The sequence below is a fragment of the Risungbinella massiliensis genome (assembly GCF_000942395.1).
Taxonomy (GTDB): domain Bacteria; phylum Bacillota; class Bacilli; order Thermoactinomycetales; family Thermoactinomycetaceae; genus Risungbinella; species Risungbinella massiliensis.
Genome location: NZ_LN812102.1, coordinates 244,306 through 267,011, shown reverse-complemented (window position 1 = coordinate 267,011; position 22,706 = coordinate 244,306). Strand labels below are relative to the sequence as shown.

General features: G+C 41.2%; 23 protein-coding genes and 1 pseudogene. 17 read left to right on the top strand and 7 right to left on the bottom strand.

Features of this window, described 5'->3' with window-relative positions; all coding sequences use genetic code 11:
• Positions 1-182: 182 nt before the first annotated feature.
• The 3 genes from VJ09_RS01750 to VJ09_RS01740 form a co-directional block, all read right to left on the bottom strand.
• Positions 183-1,520, bottom strand: a complete 1,338-nt coding sequence (locus tag VJ09_RS01750) for a TrkH family potassium uptake protein (protein WP_044639987.1) — start codon at positions 1,518-1,520, stop codon at positions 183-185.
• Between the two features lie 114 nt (positions 1,521-1,634).
• Complete coding sequence (gene trhO, locus VJ09_RS01745; protein ID WP_044639986.1) at positions 1,635-2,528, bottom strand: oxygen-dependent tRNA uridine(34) hydroxylase TrhO; 894 nt, start codon at positions 2,526-2,528, stop codon at positions 1,635-1,637.
• 77 nt (positions 2,529-2,605) lie between these two features.
• Complete coding sequence (locus VJ09_RS01740; protein WP_044639985.1) at positions 2,606-4,105, bottom strand: DUF6056 family protein; 1,500 nt, start codon at positions 4,103-4,105, stop codon at positions 2,606-2,608.
• A 248-nt stretch (positions 4,106-4,353) separates the two neighbouring features.
• Here VJ09_RS01740 and VJ09_RS01735 point away from each other — a divergent pair, with 248 nt between their 5' ends.
• The 5 genes from VJ09_RS01735 to VJ09_RS01715 all read left to right on the top strand — a co-directional run bounded on the left by VJ09_RS01735 (position 4,354) and on the right by VJ09_RS01715 (position 9,794).
• Complete coding sequence (locus VJ09_RS01735; protein ID WP_044639984.1) at positions 4,354-5,577, top strand: dicarboxylate/amino acid:cation symporter; 1,224 nt, start codon at positions 4,354-4,356, stop codon at positions 5,575-5,577.
• 466 nt (positions 5,578-6,043) lie between these two features.
• Positions 6,044-6,997 carry an ATP-grasp domain-containing protein gene (locus VJ09_RS01730; protein WP_230199072.1) on the top strand — a complete coding sequence of 318 codons (954 nt, stop codon included), beginning with the start codon at positions 6,044-6,046 and terminating at the stop codon, positions 6,995-6,997.
• 2 nt (positions 6,998-6,999) lie between these two features.
• The gene (locus VJ09_RS01725; protein WP_052807164.1) at positions 7,000-8,142 is read left to right on the top strand and encodes a GNAT family N-acetyltransferase; all 1,143 of its coding nucleotides are present in this window, start codon (positions 7,000-7,002) and stop codon (positions 8,140-8,142) included.
• The gene (locus tag VJ09_RS01720; RefSeq protein ID WP_044639983.1) at positions 8,139-9,203 is read left to right on the top strand and encodes an aromatic ring-hydroxylating oxygenase subunit alpha; all 1,065 of its coding nucleotides are present in this window, start codon (positions 8,139-8,141) and stop codon (positions 9,201-9,203) included. Before VJ09_RS01725 ends, VJ09_RS01720 begins: the two co-directional genes overlap by 4 nt.
• A 93-nt stretch (positions 9,204-9,296) precedes the next feature.
• Positions 9,297-9,794, top strand: coding sequence for a hypothetical protein (locus VJ09_RS01715; RefSeq protein ID WP_052807163.1), 498 nt, complete (start codon positions 9,297-9,299; stop codon positions 9,792-9,794).
• Between the two features lie 382 nt (positions 9,795-10,176).
• On the opposite strand, the gene VJ09_RS01710 is transcribed toward VJ09_RS01715, so the two are convergent.
• Complete coding sequence (locus tag VJ09_RS01710) at positions 10,177-11,580, bottom strand: L-cystine transporter (RefSeq protein WP_044639982.1); 1,404 nt, start codon at positions 11,578-11,580, stop codon at positions 10,177-10,179.
• A 232-nt stretch (positions 11,581-11,812) separates the two neighbouring features.
• Here VJ09_RS01710 and VJ09_RS01705 point away from each other — a divergent pair, with 232 nt between their 5' ends.
• The 10 genes from VJ09_RS01705 (at position 11,813) to VJ09_RS01660 (ending at position 18,972) form a co-directional block, all read left to right on the top strand.
• Complete coding sequence (locus VJ09_RS01705) at positions 11,813-12,568, top strand: DeoR/GlpR family DNA-binding transcription regulator (RefSeq protein ID WP_044639981.1); 756 nt, start codon at positions 11,813-11,815, stop codon at positions 12,566-12,568.
• A gap of 14 nt (positions 12,569-12,582) precedes the next feature.
• Positions 12,583-13,011, top strand: a complete 429-nt coding sequence (gene lacA, locus VJ09_RS01700; RefSeq protein ID WP_044639980.1) for a galactose-6-phosphate isomerase subunit LacA — start codon at positions 12,583-12,585, stop codon at positions 13,009-13,011.
• A 16-nt stretch (positions 13,012-13,027) separates the two neighbouring features.
• A complete protein-coding gene (lacB, locus tag VJ09_RS01695; RefSeq protein WP_044639979.1) occupies positions 13,028-13,546 on the top strand; it encodes a galactose-6-phosphate isomerase subunit LacB in 519 nt (172 codons plus the stop codon).
• Between the two features lie 28 nt (positions 13,547-13,574).
• Positions 13,575-13,889 carry a PTS sugar transporter subunit IIA gene (locus tag VJ09_RS01690; protein WP_044639978.1) on the top strand — a complete coding sequence of 105 codons (315 nt, stop codon included), beginning with the start codon at positions 13,575-13,577 and terminating at the stop codon, positions 13,887-13,889.
• A gap of 53 nt (positions 13,890-13,942) precedes the next feature.
• Positions 13,943-14,815 carry a tagatose bisphosphate family class II aldolase gene (locus tag VJ09_RS01685; protein WP_044639977.1) on the top strand — a complete coding sequence of 291 codons (873 nt, stop codon included), beginning with the start codon at positions 13,943-13,945 and terminating at the stop codon, positions 14,813-14,815.
• Between the two features lie 2 nt (positions 14,816-14,817).
• Positions 14,818-15,741 carry a 1-phosphofructokinase family hexose kinase gene (locus tag VJ09_RS01680; protein WP_044639976.1) on the top strand — a complete coding sequence of 308 codons (924 nt, stop codon included), beginning with the start codon at positions 14,818-14,820 and terminating at the stop codon, positions 15,739-15,741.
• Between the two features lie 174 nt (positions 15,742-15,915).
• Entirely contained in the window at positions 15,916-16,527 is a 612-nt protein-coding gene (locus VJ09_RS01675; RefSeq protein ID WP_044639975.1) for a Yip1 family protein, read from the top strand.
• Between the two features lie 11 nt (positions 16,528-16,538).
• The gene (locus VJ09_RS01670; RefSeq protein WP_044639974.1) at positions 16,539-16,988 is read left to right on the top strand and encodes a GNAT family N-acetyltransferase; all 450 of its coding nucleotides are present in this window, start codon (positions 16,539-16,541) and stop codon (positions 16,986-16,988) included.
• 115 nt (positions 16,989-17,103) lie between these two features.
• Complete coding sequence (locus VJ09_RS01665; RefSeq protein WP_044639973.1) at positions 17,104-18,336, top strand: aminopeptidase; 1,233 nt, start codon at positions 17,104-17,106, stop codon at positions 18,334-18,336.
• Positions 18,337-18,357: 21 nt separating this feature from the next.
• Entirely contained in the window at positions 18,358-18,972 is a 615-nt protein-coding gene (locus tag VJ09_RS01660; protein WP_044639972.1) for a dienelactone hydrolase family protein, read from the top strand.
• A gap of 434 nt (positions 18,973-19,406) precedes the next feature.
• Here VJ09_RS01660 and VJ09_RS01655 read toward each other — a convergent pair whose 3' ends face one another.
• From VJ09_RS01655 to VJ09_RS01645, 3 genes are read right to left on the bottom strand one after another with little or no spacing between them, the layout of a single operon-like run.
• The gene (locus VJ09_RS01655; protein ID WP_044639971.1) at positions 19,407-20,084 is read right to left on the bottom strand and encodes an O-methyltransferase; all 678 of its coding nucleotides are present in this window, start codon (positions 20,082-20,084) and stop codon (positions 19,407-19,409) included.
• 53 nt (positions 20,085-20,137) lie between these two features.
• Positions 20,138-20,722, bottom strand: a complete 585-nt coding sequence (locus VJ09_RS01650) for a TetR/AcrR family transcriptional regulator (protein WP_044639970.1) — start codon at positions 20,720-20,722, stop codon at positions 20,138-20,140.
• A gap of 3 nt (positions 20,723-20,725) precedes the next feature.
• On the bottom strand, positions 20,726-21,406 hold the full coding sequence (locus tag VJ09_RS01645; RefSeq protein ID WP_230199071.1) for an alpha/beta fold hydrolase: 681 nt from the start codon (positions 21,404-21,406) through the stop codon (positions 20,726-20,728).
• Between the two features lie 222 nt (positions 21,407-21,628).
• Between VJ09_RS01645 and VJ09_RS01640 the strand changes: the two are divergent.
• Together VJ09_RS01640 and VJ09_RS01635 are read left to right on the top strand one after the other, a co-directional pair.
• Positions 21,629-22,104: pseudogene (locus VJ09_RS01640) on the top strand (GNAT family N-acetyltransferase).
• A 293-nt stretch (positions 22,105-22,397) separates the two neighbouring features.
• Positions 22,398-22,661, top strand: coding sequence for a CD3324 family protein (locus VJ09_RS01635; protein ID WP_044639968.1), 264 nt, complete (start codon positions 22,398-22,400; stop codon positions 22,659-22,661).
• The last annotated feature ends 45 nt before the right edge of the window (positions 22,662-22,706 follow it).

The window sequence follows — 22,706 nt, the reverse complement described above, 5'->3', positions numbered from 1 at the left end:
GAAAATAATATTTAAACTAGTTTGAGATACAAACAATAAAACCTATCAAAAAACTCAAAGAAGATTTAATCCTTACTTGTACCAGATAAACTTCTCGACCTATCCTATTTATCTCCATCGTACGATAAAAAATGAAAGCCAAATACACATAAAGTATACTTGGCTAAGAATAATAAAAGAATTTATCCGATCAATACCTTTTCTTGAGGGTAGCGGAACCTACTAGATAGTTGTTTTTTCGCAAGGGCATAAGCAGCAGTTAAGGTCCCTAGCTTACCAATATACATAGCAAGAATCAGCAATACTTTACCAGCAGGGGAGAGCTCCGTTGTTAATCCCATACTAAGCCCGACGGTACTGACAGCTGATGTAGCCTCAAATAGGATGGTAAGAAAGTCTGTTTCTGGTTTTTCTGTTATGGAGAGTGCAAAGGTTATGAGAAGAACCAAACTTGCTGCGATGACGACCACCGCTAAAGCTTGGAAAATATTAGGAAGTCCGATTCTTCTCTTGAATAGTTGTACGTCTTCATTTCCTCGAATAAGTGACCAAACAGCGACGAGCAGGACAGCAGCTGTATTGATCTTGATCCCACCTCCTGTAGATCCGGAACCGGCCCCAATAAACATCAAGATAATAAGAAAAAACTGAGTAGAAGGCTTCATATCATGAATTGCTATTGAGTTAAATCCTGCGGATCGGGGAGTAATCCCCTGGAAAAAACCACCCCATAGTTTATGCGATGTGTCCATACTTCCTAGTGTTTTAGGATTCGTATATTCAAGGCCTGTGACCACGATTACTCCCAATATGGTTAATACCAGGGACCCTGATAAAATAATTTTACTTTGGAGCGTGAGAGGTCGCCATTTTCGTTTGTGCCAGATATCTAAGATGACAAGGAATCCCATACCTCCAATGAAGAAGAGAGACATAATAATGAGATTCACTACAGGATCTCCTACATGGCCCATCATGCTGTCGCTCCAAAGGGAAAAGCCTGCGTTGTTAAATGCAGAGATGGAATGAAACAGCGCATGATAGAATGCTTTAGCTAGTCCATACTCTGGGAGCCACCAAGCAGTAAGAAGTATAGTACCCAGACCCTCTAGACAAACCGCAACAAAAAGAATCCTTTTGACTAAACGTACCATTCCTTGCGACGAGATTGATTGTGTTGATTGTTGGATGAGTAACCTACTACGAAGTCCGATCTTTTTCTTTAAAAGGACAGCAAATAGAGCAGCAAATGTCATAAAACCCAATCCACCTATTTGCACCAAAATGAGGAGGAAGATCTGACCAATTAAGCTAAATGTGGATCCAGTATCCACTACAGCGAGACCAGTGAGGCAAACTGCTGAAGTGGAGGTAAATAAGGCATTTAAGATGCCAATGCTGTTACCATCCGATGAGCTGATCGGATGGTTAAGCAAGATAGCCCCAATCCAAATAATAAGAAAAAAGCCAGATAAAAGATACTGGGTCGGGGTAAGTTGGGGTCGATACCACTTGGTCATGATGCTATACTCCTCTAAACCTAATCTGTGTCATTCTAACCAATGCCACCTAATTTTATTTTCCAAACAAAGAAGAAGCCTTGAAGCATTTAGCACTTCGAGGCGAAATCATATCTAGTTTGATGTGGTTGTATCTTGACTACGGCAGGAGTTGGAACAATACCCCCCGTGGATTGATTCGCAATCAGGGCAGACCAGATGACGACGATCGCAAGGATCATATCGGCAGTTGAGGTATTTTTCTGCTGGTGATCCACAATGATGACATTTGCCAACTATAACATGTTCTTTCTGATTGATTGGCACGGAGATCCGATCATCGAACACGTAACATTGACCATCGAATAAGGCCCCTTGCACGTTTGGGTCTTTGCCGTAGGTTACGATACCACCATCTAACTGATATACCTTTTCCAATCCTTCTTGAAGAAGGACTCCACTCAATTTTTCACATCGAATTCCACCTGTACAATAGGTGAGGATTTTTTTGTCTTTCCAGTCTTCTTTATGTTGACGAATCCACTCTGGAAACTCTCGAGTAGTAGATACATCTGGTCGGATCGCCCCGCGAAAATGTCCAAGATCATATTCAAAATCATTACGACCGTCAATCACGATAACATCCTCTTCGGTCATTGCTTGGTACCACTGGCTTGGAGAGAGATGGACACCTGTTAACTGATTAGGGTCGACCTTCTGATCATTCATATGCCAAGCTACGATCTCTGGACGCTGTTTAACGGTTAGTTTTTTAAAGGCGTGTCCATCGTGTAAATCTATTTTAAACGGCATATTTTCGAATAAAGGATGTTGATGCATTTCTTCCATATACCGTGTAGTTTCCTCCATGGTTCCAGAAACGGTTCCGTTTAACCCTTCTTCAGCGATTAAAATTCGTCCTTTTAAGTTGAGCTTTTGACATAGTTCTTTTTGTTCTACTACCAGTTTCTTTGGATCTTCTATATGAGTGTATTGGTAGTAAAGAAGTACTTGATAGTTTGCAGTCATCGTATATCCCTTTCTTAAACTCTTCTTATATCTCACTCTTAAACCATGATATAACGCATTGTCAACAAACCCAAGTGTTATCTCTTCCCATCCACGAGTTGGATATGAACACCCGGTCCTAGTTGGTAATGATCGCGTACTGCTCGAATCAACCAATAGTGTTCATCGAGTTCATAGGCAGCAAAATAGGCATTGGGAAGTGCAGGAACTTGGATCACTCCTTGTTGCATGCCACGATGGACCTCGAGAATCTGTTGGCGTTCCCGATGAATATGGGCATTCAGTTCATAATTTCCGACTAATCGTCCATATTGAAAGACGGCATATCCGATAAATAATATCATCCACCCAGTGCGTATTATATTAGGACGTAGGTGTTTGAATAGATAGAGGAGAAGTGCTATTGCGAGGGGGATAGCAGGAAAAGCAACTCTCCCTCCAGTAGCTCCAGCAGTTAGGGTCATCATCAAGTCTGCTGCGAGAAAACCAATTGTTAGAGCAAGTGGTATGTAGTTTTGGTGTGTACGAGCGATTAGGATGCCGACAATGAAAAACAAAAGAAATAAAAAAGAACCGTATGAGATCATCCAACTTGGGTGATGTAAAACGGCTTGATAAAGAGACGTTTCGGACATCATTTCTAAAAAGAAAAAAGTAGGAGTAATTGCGATCCAAAGAAAAATCGCTAGGCGTCGTTTCGATTGTTGATAGAAAAAGATACCCGCCAAAATACCAAATAGCAAGAGATAGACTGTCTGCTGAAACAAAAAGAAGCGTATCACATCCGGTAGGGAAGTAGCGATTTTTTGCCAAATAGGTAGCTGATAAAAGTCAGCATTGGCAGAGGCGCGTCGTTCAGATCCTGGAGAGAAAAAGAGTCCCGCAGCGCCAAGAAGGGAAAAGATAGCGACGATCAAAGTTGCCCAGGAAAAGGGGCGCTTGAGCCAGAGATGGCGAATCCACCAAACTCCTGTAAATCCTATGGCTAAGGCACCAATTTGTTCTTGAGACCAGCCAGCTAGGAATCCAACTAGTACCCAAAGTGGAATGGCCCACAAATGCATAGGTTGATTGAGATCTCTTCTTCGATAGAAACAAATAAGTAGAAAGAGAAAGAGCATCGGATATACGTAATTAAACGATCCGACTGCGTATTGAATTGTTTGTCTCGTGATATAGATGTTACAGAGAAAGAATAGAGATACTAGAATAGAAGTTACAGAAAGATCCTCTTTTTTAGGAAATCGAACATAGACTGTGTAAAAGATGGCGTAAGCAAGGCACGTGAGAAGAAATGGATTCAGTACTCTCCACACTTCGATACCTGCAGTAAGGACCCAAACTGTTGCATAGTTAACAAAAAAACGCCCATTAAAATGAAAATAGTCATATAGTTGGCTTTCCCAGACGTTCTCAAAAGTGAGAGGTCTACCATTAAAGTTTGAATCTAGTCCATAGTATGTAGCATAACGAAAATCATCCCCGAAAAACGGAACATAGTGATTCAAAATGATAAGCGAGACAAAGAAAACAAAAAACGGAATATTGGCCAGGAATAGCTTGCGAACGCGTTTCATATGTTCGACTCCTTTATCTTAACAAAAGCATAATGTTCTCATTGTACCTGTTTCGAGTGGAATGTCCAAGTTTTCGGAAGATAACAAGAAACATATAAACATATATGGATGGAAATGAAAGTTGGAATGTCTAGTTAAGACAAAATCACTCTTATAAAAGAAATAACAAATACTAGTTTATTTTGTTTTAAAATATATACATATTATTGTAAAATGAGTTGAGTTTTATGATATTAGGGGGTGCAGGTTTGAAAGCGTATAGGTTCTCATTGATTTTACTATCTTCTATTGTAATAGGTGCCTTACTAGGAATATGGCTAGGGGAAGAAGCTACTGTTTTAAAACCATTCGGCGATATTTTTCTTAATTTGATGTTTACGGTTGTGATTCCACTTGTCTTCTTTACCATTTCATCCTCTATTGCGCAAATGAGTGGCTTAAAACGTCTGGGGCGGATTATGTCTCGGATGATGGGAGCATTTCTTCTAACTGGAGTTTTATCTGGCTTAGTGATGCTGGCAGCAGTTGTTCTATATCCACCAGCACAAGGAGTAAACATTCCGCTAGAGAAACCAGAATCTGTAGAAGAAACTACATTAGCTGACCAATTAGTACAAACCGTTACGGTCTCTAACTTCGGATCACTATTCTCAAAAGATCATATGCTACAGTTGATCTTATTCTCCATTTTACTAGGAGTCGCGGTCTCTTTGGCAGGAGAAAAGGGAAAGCCATTTGCTAAGTTCCTCTCCTCCGGTTCGGAAGTGATGATGAAGATTGTCACTCTCGTTATGTACTATGCTCCTATTGGATTAGGAGCCTTTTTTGCTGCATTGGTGGGCGAGTTTGGCCCTACTTTACTAGGGAACTACTTCCGTGCAGTGCTCATCTATTATCCACTCTCTTTGATCTATTTCTTTGTCTTCTTTACGCTTTATGCATTTATGGCAGGAAAAGGATTGGGAGTGCGCACGTTCTGGAAAAATTCTCTTTCTCCTACCATTACCTCATTGGCTACTTGTAGTAGTGCTGCTTCGATTCCCGTTAACTTAGAAGCAACCCGCAAGATGGGCGTTCCAAACGATATTAGCGAAACATCTGTTCCACTTGGAGCTAATATCCACAAAGATGGATCGGTAATGGGTGGAGTGCTAAAGATCGCTTTCTTATTTGGAGTATTCGGAATGGATTTTAATCAACCAACAGATTGGTTAACTGCTTTAGGAGTAGGGATTTTGGTTGGTACGGTCATGGGGGCAATTCCAAGTGGTGGATTGATCGGAGAGCTATTGATCCTATCGCTGTATGGTTTCCCACCAGAGGCGCTACCAATTATTGCTGCGATCTCTACGATTATCGATCCACCAGCGACCATGCTCAACTCCACTGGTAACACGGTGACAAGTATGTTGATTACTCGTTTGGTGGAAGGAAAAGACTGGTTAAGTAAAAAGATTGCTAAAACAGCATAATCGATTTTAAGGCTATCTACTATTAAGTAGATAGTCTTTTTACTAGAAACTAGTTGCATATATTTAAAAAAACAACTTATTGGTACATCATAAAATTCCTTTCTTCGAATTCAATAAGGATGCTAATATATTTATAGCAGGCCGCAATACTGAACAAACCACAATCTATATCCGTATATCTGTAATAATACCTTGAGTGAGAAAAATGTTAATATATATGACTATTATAAAATTGTGTGGATGCGTTGAATAATCTAGTGAGGTGGAGTGATGATTGATGAGGATGCTGATTACAGGCTCCCGATCCTATACTGCTTTAGAGATGGCGCGTCTATTTAGACGATCAGGATGGGATGTTTATGTAGCAGATTGTGTGAGATATCCTGTCTGTAGGGGGTCCAACACGGTAACTCGATCATTTCTTCTGCCATCCCCAAAAGAAAATTACGACGGGTTCATCGACGGATTGATTCAGATCATTCAACAGTACCGTATTGATCTGTTAATGCCTAGCAGCGAAGAAATTTTCTTTATCGGGCGTAGCCTGAACAAGCTCAGTACCTATTGTGAGGTTTTTTGCGATTCCTTCGAAAAGCTGAACTGCCTTCATAATAAATGGGAGTTTTCGCGCCTTGCTAGTGAATGCCGGGTACAAGCTCCTGCCACGTTTCTTTTGCAATCAGCAGAAGATCTGAAGCAGTTTGAAGGTTCTACAGCACAATATGTATTTAAGCCAGTATACGGCCGTTTTGCCGCTCACAACTTGTTTGGACCTGACCTTTCCCAACTTCGGCAGATTCAGCCCAATCCGAGCAATCCTTGGATCGCCCAGAAATACATACAGGGCGAGGAATACTGCAGTTATCATCTGGCTGTGGATGGCAACATAAAAGCTCATGCATGCTATCGGCCGGCATATCGAATGGGCAAGGCATCTGGTTACTATTTTCAGCCTGTCAAGGATCTGGAAATGGAGCAATTTTCCTCAGAAATTGCGAAAAAGCTCCAATTTACCGGTCATTTGGCATTTGACTTCATGAAATCGCCAGATGGAACCCTGTATGTGTTGGAGTGCAACCCCCGTACCACAAGCGGGCTTCATTTTCTGTCACAAAAAGAGCTTGTTTCTCCATTTTTGCCGGGGGAGGAAGCAATGATTCGCCACCATACGGCTCCGAAACCGAAAATGATTGGCTATGTGATGCTACTCCGTCCTTTGTATCATGGTGTAAATGGATTACGCCGTTGGGCGAGGGATTTTGCAAACGCGGATGATGTGCTGTACGACCGACGCGATTCACGTGTGATAATCTATCATTTCCTGAGCCTGCTTGAAACGGTGTATGACAGCTTTTCAAAACGGGTTAGCCTCAAGGATGCAGCTACATCGAATATTGAGTGGGACGGAGAGAAGATATAAAAATGAAGATGGAAAGAATCGGAAATGACCATCCCGATTTGCAAACATTGCATCATGAGGATCGGTGGAGGATGGAAACAGCATATACTTTGCCGCTTATTAGGGAAGGGGCTGAGGTGTATGTCCGCAATGTGCAGACTGATGTTCAACTGTTGCGAGCAGGCAAACACCTCCTACCAATCACCATTAATGTTTCGGAGTATGATAATTCATATGTGTGTTCACCATATTCAACCTATATCCGCTATGCTCTTGAGGAATTGTATTTGTTACGAAGCCGTTTTCTGCAAAAAGGACTGGGCGCTGTAATTGGCTCAATTTCACCATTGCTAAAAAAGGCAAAAATTGATCAAAATGTTCACCTTAACAACTGGCTTCTATCTACCAATTTATATGAACCGATTGAAAGAGAAGAACTTGAACATATAACAAACTGCTTAACAGAAGAATTTTCGGATTATGCCCTAATTTTTCGTTCATTAAATAATGTGACGAATGCGGAGATGATCCATAATTTGCTCCGTTTGGATTATATGATGGTCCCAAGCAGGCAAGTATATTTTTTCGATGGTAGAGCACCCGCTTATTTGCGAAAACAAAATAATGTGTGGGATCGCAAGTTGTTGGAAAAAGCCCCGTTTACTATCGTCGGACACGATGAGATTCATCCAGATGATTATCTGAGGATCAAAGAGCTTTACGACCTTCTCTATATTGATAAATACTCCCCTATAAATCCGCAGTTTACGACGGCATATATCGAAAACGCACACAAACAAAAGTTGCTCCAGATGAGAGGGCTTCGAGATGGGGACGGTATCCTACAAGGCATTGTTGGCTGTTTTATCAGAGGAGATGTGATAACAGTGCCGCTTGTCGGTTACGAAACAACACTTCCGCAGCAGATGGGTCTGTACCGGATGCTAATGTCAATCGTTTTGCAGGAAGCAGCAGAGCGAGGCCAGTTGCTTCATTTAAGCTCGGGGGCCGCCAACTTTAAACGACTCCGTGGCGGAAAGCCCGCGATTGAATACAGTGCTGTCTATGCTAGACATTTGCCAGCTTCCAGAAAGATGGTCTGGACATTTTTAAGTTCACTACTAAATAAATTGGGAGCTCCAATCATGAGGAAGTATCAACTATGAAGCACCATTACGTACATATGAAAAAAGTGATGAGAAACCATTGGCTCGTGGCCTGCCAAGATAGCGAGCTGGGACGTAAGCCTTTAGGAGTTACAGTGCTCGATAAACCGATTGTTCTGTTTCGAACGGAGCAGGGAGTTCATGCGTTAGTGGATCGTTGTCCGCACCGGAATGTTCCTTTATCTGCAGGTTGGGTGAAAGAGGATATGCTAGTCTGCCCTTACCATGGCTGGGAGTTTGACAGCGAAGGAGTATGCCAACGCGTACCGGGTCTTTGTGAATATACACATGGAACACATACAAGCACGACGGCTGTGCCGGTCAGACAACAAGATGGTTTTATTTGGGTCAGACTGTCCGAAGATATCGACGCCACGACAGAAGTGATAGACGAAGATCTTCCTGATTCCGAAACCAATCAGCCTTTTGATTTGTCCTTTCTAAATGATCCCTCCCTGTATTCATTTATCTGGCGCACCTCTGTAAAAGGGAATCTACTTAACACAGTAGAAAATTTCCTGGATGCGACGCATACACACTATATCCATGCTGGACTTATACGCACAGACAAGAACCGGCAGAAAGTTAACGCCAAACTTACCGCTTACCGCGACAGCGTTGAGATTGAATACAGCGGAGAATCAAAGCAGGCAGGCTTGATTTCCCAACTGCTTGAACGCGATCGCCAGACGAGTTACGGGAGATTTTTTATGCCGGGTATCGCCCAAATTGAATATCGCTCTAAAAAGGGTTTATCCATGATGATCACAGCGGTCACCCGCCTCACTTCCGAATCGGTTCAAGATATCTATGCCATCGTTACCGTCAAACGGGGAATTGTTCCAAACTTTATAAAGAAACTGGTCATTACTCCTTTTTTCAAGATCGCACTGAAACAGGATATCCGTATTGTGGAGCTGCAGCAGAAATGGATCCAACGATACGGTGAAGAATCCTTTCACTCTACTCAGGCCGATCTGATTCGCCCCTACATTGAACAACTAACGACAGGGCGCTACTACGATAAGCCTTATGAAAAAAAGGTAATGCTTTTGCTGTAAAGTCTTTCAAAAAAGTGATATTCGTTCTTTGGCCATTGCGGACTTTTCAGGGAGGTTTTTTTGAAATTAGAATAACTATGTGGAGGAGCGCCTTTGGAGAGAAAGGCAGTTAGTGAAGGGATCCCCCAACAAGACTATCGGGTGGGGGACGTACTGCGAGTGACTTGCCCACCGACCACCGCACTGGTTGCAGAGGTCTCGAGCTTCTATGTGACCATCGACTGGCCATGGGGCGAGATCGATCCCGACTCAAAGTACGGATGGAACGGACAGGTGGTGTTCCCAACCGACCCGAATTCGTACGAGTGGTTGTTGGGGCTGTTCCACACTGATCCTGAGCCCCAACATCTGGTACCTGGAGACACCTGTCTCGTTGGCATCCCAGAGACGCTCGTACATGTCGTCGACGTCATCCACCACGACCCTCTGGCGGACATCGGTTGGCTTCCCCGCCCGCATACGACGCTCGTCGTGCTCCACGTTAATCAATCGGAGGAGACAGACGAGGAGGATGAAGATAGGGGCAAAGGGTTCGCTATCGAACTCGACTCGGCAGCCCCCATTGCTTTGGAAATTGTGTCCCGGGACTGAGTCCACGGTCGGCGCCGTCGGCGAACCCATACGGGGGAGAGGTAGCGAAGCCAAATTTGGTAGGATCTGTTCAATAAACACCAAAATGACTTACGGATGCATATATTGAAAACCCAAATCATTGGTTATACAGGAAGATGAACACTTGCGACTCCATCATGCTTGAAAAGCGTAGGCCGCGGACAAAATAAGTAAACCCTTGAAGTGTATTCAAATTGGCAATTACCGATCAGGAAAATATAAACGTGGCATTCCCATGTGGTTCTCAAGTCATTTTTCCATTTATTAGAGAGATAGCTTCAAAATCGGCCGATGTTCTTTTCATCCTAATAAACAAACCCGTTATCATATACAAGATAACGGGTTTGTTTTCATTAACCAATTATACGGTTGCAGATTGTTCTGCTATAACTTCTTGAGACTCAGCGTTGTAAGCATCCGCATCGAGTTCTTTGGTTACACGGCTCGTAATAACACCTGATACCATGCTTCCACTTACGTTTAGTGCGGTACGTCCCATGTCAATTAACGGTTCGACAGAGATGAGCAACCCAGCTAACGCAACAGGAAGGTCTAGAGCGGACAAGACTAAGATCGCGGCAAAGGTTGCTCCACCCCCAACTCCTGCGACACCAAATGAACTGATCGCTACAATTGCGATAAGAGACAGAATGAAGGAAGGGCTTAATGGATCAATCCCAACGGTTGGTGCGATCATGATGGCTAGCATAGCAGGATATATCCCAGCACAACCGTTTTGTCCGATAGACAGTCCTAGTGAACCTGCCAAGTTGGCGATCCCTTCAGGAACTCCCAAACGTTTCGTTTGTGTATCCACGTTGAGAGGCAAGGTTCCAGCACTAGAACGAGATGTGAAGGCAAAGGTAAGGACAGGCATGATTTTTTTAATATAAGTAATAGGATTTAGTCCAGCGATCATCAAGATTAACAGATGAATGATAAACATCACAATCAATGCAATGTAGGATGCGACGACGAACTTCCCTAATTTTACGACAGAATCCAAATCAGTTGTGGCGACCGCTTTGATCATGATCGCTAATACACCATATGGAGTAAGCCGTAGGATAATCGTGACCATGCGCATGACGATAGAGTAGAGTACATCTACCGCTTTTGCAAATAGATCAGCATGCTCTTTGTTTTTCTTTTGTACTCCTAGAAAAGCAGTTCCTAAAATAGCTGCAAAGATTACGACTGCAATAGTGGAAGTGGAACGAGCCCCTGTAAAGTCTAAGAATGGATTAGCTGGAAGTAACTCTAACATTTTTTGTGGGAATGTTTGATCCTCTATTTCACCAAATGTTTCTTGGATTTCTTTTCCTCTATCCAGTTCTACATCTGTTGTACTAATGTCAATTGCTTTCAGATCAAAGCCCAATGCAGCCCCAATCCCAACAGCTGCTGAAATAGCGGTGGTAATTAATAACACAGCGATAATCAGGGCGCTGACTTTCCCTGTATTCTTAGATAGTTTTGATTTAGTAAAAGCAGAAAGAATGGAGATAAAGACAAGTGGTATTACCAACATTTGCAACAGGCTGACATAGCCTTTTCCTACAATATTAAACCAATCAATGGTTGATTTAATTATTTCCGATTTTGCACCATAACTAAATTGCAAAGCAAATCCAAGGATAATTCCTAGTCCTAAAGCAGTGAAAACACGTTTAGAGAAGGAAATATGCTTTTTTTGCATATAGAACAATCCAAGAAGGACAAATAAGAACACAACAATATTTACAATTAAATAGAATACATTCACTGTGGTACCTCCCCTAAAATGTTTAGAAATAAATTCCTTAATATAAATATAAACAAATAAATCCGATGAGTAAAGTAGGTTTTTATGTTTTGCTTCTATTTATTCCTTCCAATATTAAAAATAAACTCAATCATATTTACAAGAAAGCGTTTACATGTTACATTTGTATCGTCAAAAAGAAACAAATTACGACAAAATTAAACATAAAAATACAAGTTTGCGGGGGAGGTTCATGTTAAAGGAAGAACGCCATCGCATCATACTGGAGCTATTAAAACAAGAAAGATACCTGAAAATTGCCGAACTAGCCGATCGATTGGGTGTAACAAAGATGACGGTTCGCCGGGATCTTTCTTCATTGGAAGAAGAAGGGGTGTTACATCGCGTACATGGTGGGGCACAGCGAGTCGGAGAAGAAGAAATAGAAGAACTTTCCCACCAAGAAAAATTAACGCTTCATATGGAAGAGAAAAGTAAGATTGCTAAGCGAGCTGCCTCTTTAGTCGAAGAAAATGATACCGTTTTCATTGGTCCAGGTACGACCAATGAATTAATTTATTCCTACATTCGGCTGAGACGTGCAACAGTAGTGACCAATTCTCTTACCGTTTTCCAGCGTTTTCAAGGCGACGAGAGATTTGAGTTGATTCTGATGGGCGGCAGGTATCGCGAGAGAACTGGATCCTTTATCGGGACTTTTGCCAATGAATCTTTGCGAAAGATCAAAGTGAACAAGGCATTTATCGGAACCAATGGAGTCTATCATGGAATGGTAACGACGGCGAACGAGGAAGAAGGTCTGGCACAGCAAATTATCTTGGATAATGCACTAGCTAAGTATATTTTGTGTGATGAAAGTAAGATCGGGAAACAAGCTCTTTACGCTTTTTACTCTCTCCATCATGTGAATGCACTTATCTCGGATGCCAGACCTGATACGATTACGGGAGCGCAGATTACGAAATACACTGAACTGCTAACGGTTTAATGAGGAGGAGAAATATGAAAGTTGCGATTGGAGCAGACCAAGCTGGTTTTGTGTTAAAAGAACATTTAAAAGCTTTTATCATCCAACTAGGATTTGAAGTTATCGACCAGACACCGACTGATGAGCTGGACTTTGTCGATGCAGCCAGTCTCGTTGCAAAAGCAGTTCAGTCTGGGACAGTAAATCGGGGTATTGCGATTGATGAATACGGTGCAGGTTCTTTCATGGTAGCAGCCAAGCACAAAGGCATCGTATGTGCAGAGGTATCAGATGAACACTCAGCTCAAATGACTCGTGACCATAATAACTCCTCCATGATTACGATTGGCTCCGGTTTGATTGGAAATCGATTGGCAGAAAAGATCGTTCAAGCCTTTTTGGAAGCAGAGTATTCTGGTGGACGACACCAAATTCGCGTCGATATGTTAAACAGAATGTGCTAACAAGGAGGGCGATGAAATGAGAATTTCGATTGGGTGTGACCACATTGTAACAGAGCTGAAAGATTACTTGGTGGGATATCTTCAAGGAAAAGGACATGAAGTAATCGATAATGGAACGTATGACAATAAACGAACGCACTATCCGATCTTTGGGAAAAAAACAGCAGAAAAAGTGGTGCAAGGGGAAGCAGACCTCGGGATTGTGCTTTGTGGCACGGGAGTCGGCATCTCTAATAGTGCTAATAAAGTAAAAGGAATTCGGGCCGCACTAGTTCGAGATGTAGAGACAGCACGCTATGCAAAAGAAGAACTCAATGCCAACGTTATCTCATTTGGAGGGCGAATTACTGGGATTGGTCTCATTGAGAGTATTGTGGATGTGTTCCTTGAAACCCAGTATAAGCCAACAGCAGAACGCGATGCCTTGATTGCCAAAATAGATGCTATTCAGATAGATGAGACTCAAATTGGGGATGAAAACCTGTTTGACGAGTACCTAGAAAAATGGGATAACGGCGGATATCCAGACGAGTAATGTTATCAATTTAGAGGAGAGAAACGAGATGAATAGAGAAGAACTTGCCATGGTTGCATTTGAAATTGTTGCATTTGCAGGCGATGCACGTTCCAAGTTACTTTCTGCATTAAACGAAGCAGAAAAAGGCGATTACGATCAAGTAGAAGAGTTAGTGAAAGAAGCAGAAGAGGCTTTACTAAAAGCTCACCGTGCTCAAACGGATCTACTGCATGCAGAAGCCCAAGGGCAAGAGAATGAGATTGGTCTGTTGATGATCCACGCACAAGATCACCTCATGAACGCAATGCTCCTCAAAGATATGATGAAACACATGATAACCCTTTATAAGCGTACGAAGTAGGCATTTTTAGACGAATCACACTAGGGACGACCTTACAGAGGGGGCAATAATCGATGTTAGTGACAGAACCAAAGATAGTAAACACGAAAGAAATGTTACTTAAAGCGTATCAAGAAGGTTATGCGGTACCAGCTTTTAATATTCACAACTTAGAGACTGTGCAAGTGGTAGTGGAAACGGCAGCAGAACTTCGCTCGCCTGTGATCTTAGCTGCTACTCCCGGAACCTTCTCTTATAGTGGACGTGATTATGTGCAAGCTATGGTGGAAGTAGCAGCCAAACGCCACGACATCCCTATTGCACTACATCTAGATCACCATGAAACGATAGAAGCAATCAAAGAATCTCTTGATCTTGGGGCAAAATCGGTTATGATCGATGCCTCTCATCATAACTTTGAAGAGAACATCGCAATCGTAAAGGAAGTCGTAGAACTTGCTCATCAGTACGGGGCAACTGTAGAAGCAGAACTAGGACGACTTGGGGGTCAAGAAGATGATCTCGTCGTAGATGAGAAAGATTCCTTCTTTACTGATCCAGCATCCGCAAAAGAATTTGTAGAGCGTACTGGGATTGATTCACTTGCAGTCGCGATTGGTACTGCACATGGACTCTACAAATCGGAGCCAAAATTAGATTTTGATCGTTTGAAAGAGATTCGGGAGCAACTGGAGGGCTTTCCATTGGTACTTCATGGAGCGTCTGGAATTCCAGCGGAGGATGTACGTCGGTCCATTTCACTTGGATGTACCAAAGTAAATATTGCCACGGAATTGAAGATTCCCTTTTCAGAAGCACTCCGAAATTTCTTGGTAGAGAATCCAGAAGCGAACGATCCACGAAAATACATGGCACCTGCTAAGGCAGCGATGAAAGCAGTCGTAGCAGAGAAGATCCGTATGTGCATGAGTGATGGGAAAGCTTGACTATGATCTTGACTGTTACACTAAATCCTGCGGTTGATGTGAGTTACCGCATTCCTGATTTCCAACTAGACCAAGTAAATCGTTGTCAGGAAATCCAAAAAACAGCTGGTGGCAAGGGGCTCAATGTCACGAGAGTAATCCACTGCGTGAATGGAAAAGCTCTTGCAACTGGATTACTTGGAGGGGCCAACGGGAATCTAATTCGCCAGCAGTTAGATCAATCTGAGATTACTCATGATTTTGTAGGAATTCAGGGAGAGACTCGAAACTGCATTGCAATTCTCCACGATGACAAGCAAACGGAGATTTTGGAAAGTGGTCCGATCATTACTATTGATGAACTTGAAACATTTCTAGGAAAATATGAAGAGCTACTTGCACAAGTAGAGGTAGTAGTAGCATCTGGTAGTTTACCTAAAGGACTTCCAACCGATTTTTATGGACAACTAATCGAGATGGCGCATCGATATCAGAAGCGTTTCTTGTTAGATACTAGTGGAGCTTCCTTTGAATTCGCACTCGCTACAAAACCATTTCTAATAAAGCCGAACATAGATGAGCTATCAGCATGGGTGGGCCGCATGATTCGATCAGAAGAAGAGATTATACACGCACTGAATCAGATTGCTTCATATGATATTCCCTATATAGTGGTTTCACTAGGAAAAGATGGAGCTATCGCTATGGTAGAAGGGGACATCTACCGAGTGACAGTACCTAGCATAGAAACGATCAACCCAGTTGGATCAGGAGATTCTACTATGGCAGGATTTGCAATAGCTTTAGAAAAAAATCTACCACCTGTGGAGGTTTTAGCATATGGATCTTCATTAGGTACGCTCAATGCATTAGAGTTACAGACAGGATACGTACAAAAAGAAAAGGTACCAGAAATGTTAGCAAGAGTAACGGTAGAAAAACGATAATGATTTAACGGTGGCATCACTTGCTGCCGTTTTTTATGTTATATCAATAAGAAAGTTTTCTCTATGAAAAATGCAACATTTTTTTTTGAATAACGATGGTATCTGTAAATTTAAAAGAAAAAAGGATATAATTTACTAAGTTATTTTCATTTTGAATTTAAATGAGGTGTCTGATTGGAATCTACCACTTTTCGACCATGGAAAACGATTTGGCTACAACCTAAGAAAACCATTCATCAAGCATTGCAGCGTCGGACGGCCTGGTGGTTTGTTTTACCATTAATTGCGAACGTCTTTTATACGTTAGACCGTGCTTCTATGAAAAACATGGGCGATATCAGATCAATAGGAGAAGTTATAGGATATTCCATCGGAGTTGGACTGATAAGTGGATTTCTCCTGGTTTTTCTTATTCCTGCTGTTATATTTGCCGGTGCTAAGTTGTTAAAAGGAAAAGGTTCTTATTGGAATACAGTACAAGCATATTCCTGGGCAACACTCTCCAAAGTTTTATTAGGATTAATCTGGATCCCTTATCTTGTCCTATTTGGCAGCGAAATGTTCACTACCGATATGCCAACTATGGAAAGTAGTACAATCCTGAGAATAGTATTCTTCCTTCTAGCAGTGATAGAAGTGATCTTGTCCATTTGGACTGTTGCGATCCTTTGTCATGCGATTGCAGAAGTACATCATTTTTCTGCTTGGAAAGGATTTTTCTCTTGTTTGATGGTGGTCATCATCGTTCTAGTTCTGATGTTAGGGCTTATTTTATTAGGTACATAGGAGGCAAACATATGATAGTTTACCAAGCAACACAAGCTGATCTGAAAGGGGTAGCACCTTTGTTTGATCAGTATCGAGTATTCTATGAACAGCCAAGCGATCTTCCTGGTGCACAACAATTTCTTTTAGAGCGTTTGATCAGACAAGATTCTGTCTTATTTGTGGCAGTAGCAGAGGGGGAATATCTTGGATTTACCCAACTTTATCCAAGTTTTTCTTCGGTTTCGATGCAACACACATGGATTCTCAATGATTTGTTTGTATCATCAGGATCAAGAGGTCAGGGCATCGCTACAAAACTGATGGAAAAAGCAAAAGAATATGCTATTGCTACAGGTGCGAAATCTCTTAGTTTACAAACAGCCCAATCCAATCTGTCTGCACAACGATTATATGAAAGTCAAGGTTATGTGAAAGATGAAGAATTTTATAGTTATGAACTGTTATTAGGGGAAAAATAATACCGTAGGCACATGATCATTCGATCATGTCCTTTCTTTTATTTGCGAAAATAATGAAGCTTCATAAGTTAGGAAAACCGTATAAAAATCATTTGACTATGAGGAGTAATGAACGATGAATGTATTTCAAAGTAAACTTGAAAAATATGCAGAAACCGTTCTGAAAGTAGGAGTGAACCTGCAACCGGGTCAAGATTTCCTCATCGATGCCCCTTTGGAAACAGTTGAATTTACACGTGTTTTGGTGAAAAAAGCATATGAGGCAGGTGCTAAATATGTTCATGTTGAGTGGCAAGATGACAAAATAACTCGCAGTCGATTTGAACAAGCACGAGATAACTCGTTTGATTATTATCCATCCTGGTTAGCGGGTATGTGGGAACGATTTGTTGAAAACGACGGAGCAGTACTCAGTATCATGGCACCCAATCCAGATCTAACGGAAGGTATTTCAACCACATTGATATCGAGAGCTACTAAGGCAATGGCAATGAAAAGAGACTCGTACCTTCAAGCGATCCGGAATAATAAAATCAGCTGGTGCATTATTAGCGCTCCTACGAAAGCTTGGTCGGATAAGGTATTTTCCGATCTACCTGAAAACGAACGGATGGTGGCAATGTGGGAAGCTATTTTACAATTTAATCGAATCGAGGAAGTAAGTCCAACCATAGCATGGGCAGACCATATCCATCAATTAAAAAACAGAATAGAATTTTTGAATCAAAAGCAATATAGGAAGCTCTATTATACGGCTCCTGGAACGGATCTAACCGTCGAATTACCAGTGGGACACGTTTGGCTAGGTGGAAATGACAAGAATGAAAAAGGCGTTCAATTTGTGGGAAACATGCCAACAGAAGAAGTATTCACGATGCCTAAGCGAACGGGAGTCAACGGTACAGTAAGAAGTACGATGCCGTTAAATATTAGTGGTCAATTGATCAATCAGTTTTCATTCACTTTTGAGAATGGAAAAATTGTGGCTCATGAAGCGGCAGAAGGAATGGAACATCTTTCTGCTTTATTAAACACAGATGAAGGTAGTAGATATCTAGGTGAGATCGCATTAGTACCGCATGACTCGCCGATCTCGAAACTGAATCGTGTTTTCTATAACACGCTTATTGATGAGAATGCTTCCTGTCACCTTGCGATTGGTGGATGTTACCCAACTAATTTGGTAAACGGCAGCAAGTTATCTGACGAAGAGCTGATATCCTGTGGAGGGAACAAAAGCTTGATCCATATAGATTTTATGATTGGATCTGCTGATTTAGATGTGGATGGGGAGTTACATGATGGAACTAGAGAAGCAATATTACGGAAAGGCAACTGGGTTTTTTAGCAGAGTAGAAAGGGAAAGAACATGATTCAACAATTACATCAATATACAGATACAGCGGTATTAGTATTACATGAAATATACGGGTTAAATGAACATATGGAAGCGGTTTGCAACATGTTCTTTGAGCAAGGAATGGATGTGTACTGTCCGAATTTCCTCTCTCAAGAGTCACCTTTTCCAATAGAACAAGAAAAAGAAGCATATGGATCCTTTATGCAAAATGTCGGTTTTCAACATTCGACAACCATTGTTCTAGATCATATACAACAAATCCGTAGTTCTTATCAACATCTTTATATTGTAGGATTTAGTGTAGGTGCTACGACAGCATGGATTGCAAGTTCCAAAACACCAATGATTGATGGAATGATTTGTTTTTATGGGTCTCGTATACGTGATTACATAGGTCTAGATCCAGTATGTCCTTGTTTATTGTTTTTTCCAGAACAAGAGGCTTCATTCCAAGTCTCCGTTTTAGTTGACCAATTAAAGAAGAAAGATAGCGTAGAGGTAATCACATTGAATGCAGAACATGGTTTCACGAATCCAAATAGCTCCCATTATCATGCTGAACTAACAGGTCATTGTAATCAAAAGAGCATAGAGTTCCTAAATTCTATCTCCCAAAAAATCTAATAATCTGTATGAGTGGCAAACGATTGTTCCACATAGAATGGGTATTTCTATATCAATATGAAAAAGTTATACTCATGATGAAAGGTATAACCTTGGTGACGATGTAACGCAGTTACTTGAATCGTTGGATGATAAGGAATTGGATGGGTATTCGAACATCCGTGCGAAGCTCTTCAAAAAGTATCACAATAGTGTTACACAAACCATAAAACGAAATTAGTACGTATATCCGTATCAACCCAGATGAGTTTGTCCAATTGGAAGACTAACTTTAAATGACATAGAAAGCCCACTCTTCTTCAGCAAAGAGTGGGCTTTCTTGAATATTCATTCCAGTATTGAGAGTTTTCCAAAATTGTTACAGATTACACAACTGTTAACGAAACTAAATCGGAAGTCTAGTTCTACTTCCATGTACCAGCAACGAATATCTATTACTGTCCGTCTGTTACAAGCAAAATGGAAAAGCCATCGTACCCTTTGCTGCCTACAGTCTGGATCGCCGTGGCGCTAACACGTGGTTCAGCCGCAGCCATCTCCAAGAAGCTTCGTACACCTTGAACGCTTGGATCTGTACTAGATTCATCAGCGACTACACCATTGCGTACAACATTATCGACGATGATCAGGCTCCCACGACGTGATAATTTTAGTGCCCACTCAAAGTAATGAGGATTATTAGGTTTATCAGCATCAATAAATATCATGTCAAAAGGTTCTGTTTCTTCTTTTGCTAACTTTTCCAAGGATTCCAAAGCTGTTCCCACTCGTATTTCTACTTTTTCTGATAATCTTGCCCGATCTATATTAGACTGAGCCACTTTTGCATGTTTGGGATCTAATTCTAAACTGATTAATCGCCCATCTTGTGGTAGGGCACGAGCTAGCCAAATAGTACTGTATCCCCCCAGTGTCCCAATCTCCAGAATGCTCCGTACTCCTTGAATACGTGCTAATAGATACAGTAGCTTTCCTTGGTTTGGTGCAACGTCTATTTCAGGTAAACCAGCATCTTTGTTGGCTTGCAGAGCTTTATCTAGTACAGGATCAGATGGTATTAGAAGATTAGTGAGATAGTGATCTACGGTTATCCATGTGTTTTCGATACTCATATAATTACCGTCCCTTTCTGATTTGGTCCATCCAGACATCGATATTTGTATGATCAATTGCAAAATTCCTGGATGATCTGATCCTTTATCTCTTCAACGGGAAACTGCTGAGGATAAGTCGAAATCATCAGCATAATTCCTTGAAGGGTAGAGGAGAAGTATAACGATCGTTTTCTCGGCTCTTTTGTTCCTAGTTTTTCAAAAATATCGCATTGAAATTCAAACTGTCTGGTGTTCTCTTCAATAATATAACGACTGTATTTTATCAACTTATGATCTGCTTCAGGTTGTGTTTGCAGGTGAAGATAGAAACGGAATACTTCTGGGTTATGGTAGACATTATTTATAGCGCCTTCTATGATGTGTTTGAGTTGCTCCGCCGGAGTCTCAATAGCCTTTGCATGATTCATGACTTTAATCATTTCTCCCACTCTTGCTTTCACCATTGTCGCCAGAAGTTCTTCTTTTCCTTTAAAATAATTGTAAAGCAGGCCTTTCGATATACCAGCTTGTTTGGCAATGTCACTTATAGAAGTCGCATGATACCCCTTCCTAATGAACAATTCCAAGGCAGCGTTGCGAATATTCTCTTTGGCTAACTGACGAATGCGCTCGTTTTCTTGTGGTGTTCTTGGCATGGCTCATCCCTCTATAAAATTCACAATATTGCGATATAAATCTTTTGGATGAGTTAACGTGACCATATGATCCGCACCAAGGATTTCTACGATGTGAGCGTCTGAGTGCTTTTGAAAGTAGTCAGCGACACGAATGTTATCGGGTAATTCCTCCGTACCAACCATCAATAATGTTTTAGCAGTCAACTCTCCCAATCTTTCGGCTGCAGGAGGTTTGGGCCAAATCAATTCAAAATCCGGCCAATGAAATGTCCGTTCGATATGATGCCTAAGCATTTGCTCAGTTAGTTTCTTGTGAGGACTAGTCTGGACAACACGATACGACGGGGCGCTTTGTGAAATCTCAATCATTTTGTCTATGTCAGGTGCGGCTGAACTTACCTTATTCATGTATTTTACAAACTCCGATGAATAGTGAAACCCAGACAATGCTGGTGCTATTAAAATCAATTCTGATACGTATTCAGGATATTCCAATGAAAAGTCTGTTGCAATCTGTCCCCCCATGGAATGTCCGATCAATGTGGTCCTATGAATGTTCAGTTGGACGAGGAGCCTTTTCAAATCTTCCACACAATTAACATCTCCTACTGGATCGGGTGATTTTCCGGCTCCTCGTCCATCAAAAGTGACTACTTTGTAATGTTTTGCTAAAAGTGGTGCTACAAACATCCAATCCCGCAAATCAGCACCACCACTATGAAGGAGTACGACAGGCTTTCCGTTACCATGAATCTCATGTACAAATCCATTTTCGCTTCCCTTCCTATATTTATAGAATTATCTTACAATTACAGTTTATTATTGAATAAACGTTTAGTCAATAGAAGATCCTCGCTGGTTGTAGTGATTTGCATAAGCAGATCAGGAATACAGTAATAGATCTTATTGTAGGAGCGTGTTCATATGACAATCCATTTCCAACTTCGAGATGTAACAGAAGCCGATCTCCCAATATTTTTGAGCATCAGCTAGATCCAACTGCCAATTATATGGCCGCCTTCGCAGCCAAGGATCCAACAGATCAGGAAGCTTTTATGACGTTTTGGAGCAAGATTTTACGTAATCAAGCCATCATCAAAAAGACGATACTTTTTAATGGGCATGTGGCTGGCAATATCGTGCATTTTAAACAGTTTGGCAAACCAAGTATCGCCTACTGGATTGGAAAGCAATATGGGGGAAGGGGAATAGCTACAAAAGCACTAACAGTATTTCTGAATCAGATAAAGGTACGCCCTCTGTATGCTCGCGTAGCTAAAGATAACATTGGTTCTATTCGAGTATTAGAAAAGTGTGGGTTCAGTATTTTTGGCGAGGATCAGAGCAATTCCTATGCACGTGGTGGGGAAGTGGAGGAGTTTATATTAGAATTAAGATAGGTTCGTATAATACCTCATCTCAATATTTTGGAGACAACCCTTTGTTTATATGAATTTTATATATTTTATAATAGAAAGCGGAGTATTATCGAATGATTAAAAATTGATTTTGGGAGGTGATGGACATGGCAAGTAAGATTAAAATGCTAGATATCGGAGCGACTCATGCAAAGCCTATTATTGGGAAGGCGATACTTTGCATGGGGTGGACTCTATAAAAATCGCTAAAGTAAGCTTTTCTGATATAGCGGCTTTGCACCTTATTGCTATAAAAGAATAAGGAGCTGGAGAAAATGGCATATCGAAAAGCAACTGCTATTTTACCTGAAAAGCTAATATCAGAAATTCAAAAATATGTTCAAGGAGAAACAATATATATTCCGAAACCGAAAAACTCCCATAAAAATTGGGGTACATGTTCTGGAACAAGAAAGTGGATTCATGATCGAAATACAACAATTAAAAATGCATTTAAAAATGGCAAGACTATAGATCAATTAGCAAACGAGTATTATCTTTCCATCGAAACGATCAAAAAAATTGTTTACTCGAAATAATGGGAAAAGCACTGATTATTTTCAATCAGTGCTTTTTTATGGCGA

What these genes read in the sequence shown, in the direction of transcription:
- lacB (WP_044639979.1), top strand. Translation starts at nt 13,028, where the DNA reads ATGAGAATTTCGATTGGGTGTGACCACATTGTAACAGAGCTGAAAGAT.
- VJ09_RS01660 (WP_044639972.1), top strand. Translation starts at nt 18,358, where the DNA reads ATGATTCAACAATTACATCAATATACAGATACAGCGGTATTAGTATTA.
- VJ09_RS01685 (WP_044639977.1), top strand. Translation starts at nt 13,943, where the DNA reads ATGTTAGTGACAGAACCAAAGATAGTAAACACGAAAGAAATGTTACTT.
- VJ09_RS01670 (WP_044639974.1), top strand. Translation starts at nt 16,539, where the DNA reads ATGATAGTTTACCAAGCAACACAAGCTGATCTGAAAGGGGTAGCACCT.
- VJ09_RS01655 (WP_044639971.1), bottom strand. Translation starts at nt 20,084, where the DNA reads ATGAGTATCGAAAACACATGGATAACCGTAGATCACTATCTCACTAAT.
- VJ09_RS01725 (WP_052807164.1), top strand. Translation starts at nt 7,000, where the DNA reads ATGAAGATGGAAAGAATCGGAAATGACCATCCCGATTTGCAAACATTG.
- VJ09_RS01740 (WP_044639985.1), bottom strand. Translation starts at nt 4,105, where the DNA reads ATGAAACGCGTTCGCAAGCTATTCCTGGCCAATATTCCGTTTTTTGTT.
- VJ09_RS01690 (WP_044639978.1), top strand. Translation starts at nt 13,575, where the DNA reads ATGAATAGAGAAGAACTTGCCATGGTTGCATTTGAAATTGTTGCATTT.
- VJ09_RS01680 (WP_044639976.1), top strand. Translation starts at nt 14,818, where the DNA reads ATGATCTTGACTGTTACACTAAATCCTGCGGTTGATGTGAGTTACCGC.
- VJ09_RS01705 (WP_044639981.1), top strand. Translation starts at nt 11,813, where the DNA reads ATGTTAAAGGAAGAACGCCATCGCATCATACTGGAGCTATTAAAACAA.
- lacA (WP_044639980.1), top strand. Translation starts at nt 12,583, where the DNA reads ATGAAAGTTGCGATTGGAGCAGACCAAGCTGGTTTTGTGTTAAAAGAA.
- VJ09_RS01750 (WP_044639987.1), bottom strand. Translation starts at nt 1,520, where the DNA reads ATGACCAAGTGGTATCGACCCCAACTTACCCCGACCCAGTATCTTTTA.
- VJ09_RS01650 (WP_044639970.1), bottom strand. Translation starts at nt 20,722, where the DNA reads ATGCCAAGAACACCACAAGAAAACGAGCGCATTCGTCAGTTAGCCAAA.
- VJ09_RS01635 (WP_044639968.1), top strand. Translation starts at nt 22,398, where the DNA reads ATGGCATATCGAAAAGCAACTGCTATTTTACCTGAAAAGCTAATATCA.
- trhO (WP_044639986.1), bottom strand. Translation starts at nt 2,528, where the DNA reads ATGACTGCAAACTATCAAGTACTTCTTTACTACCAATACACTCATATA.
- VJ09_RS01665 (WP_044639973.1), top strand. Translation starts at nt 17,104, where the DNA reads ATGAATGTATTTCAAAGTAAACTTGAAAAATATGCAGAAACCGTTCTG.
- VJ09_RS01720 (WP_044639983.1), top strand. Translation starts at nt 8,139, where the DNA reads ATGAAGCACCATTACGTACATATGAAAAAAGTGATGAGAAACCATTGG.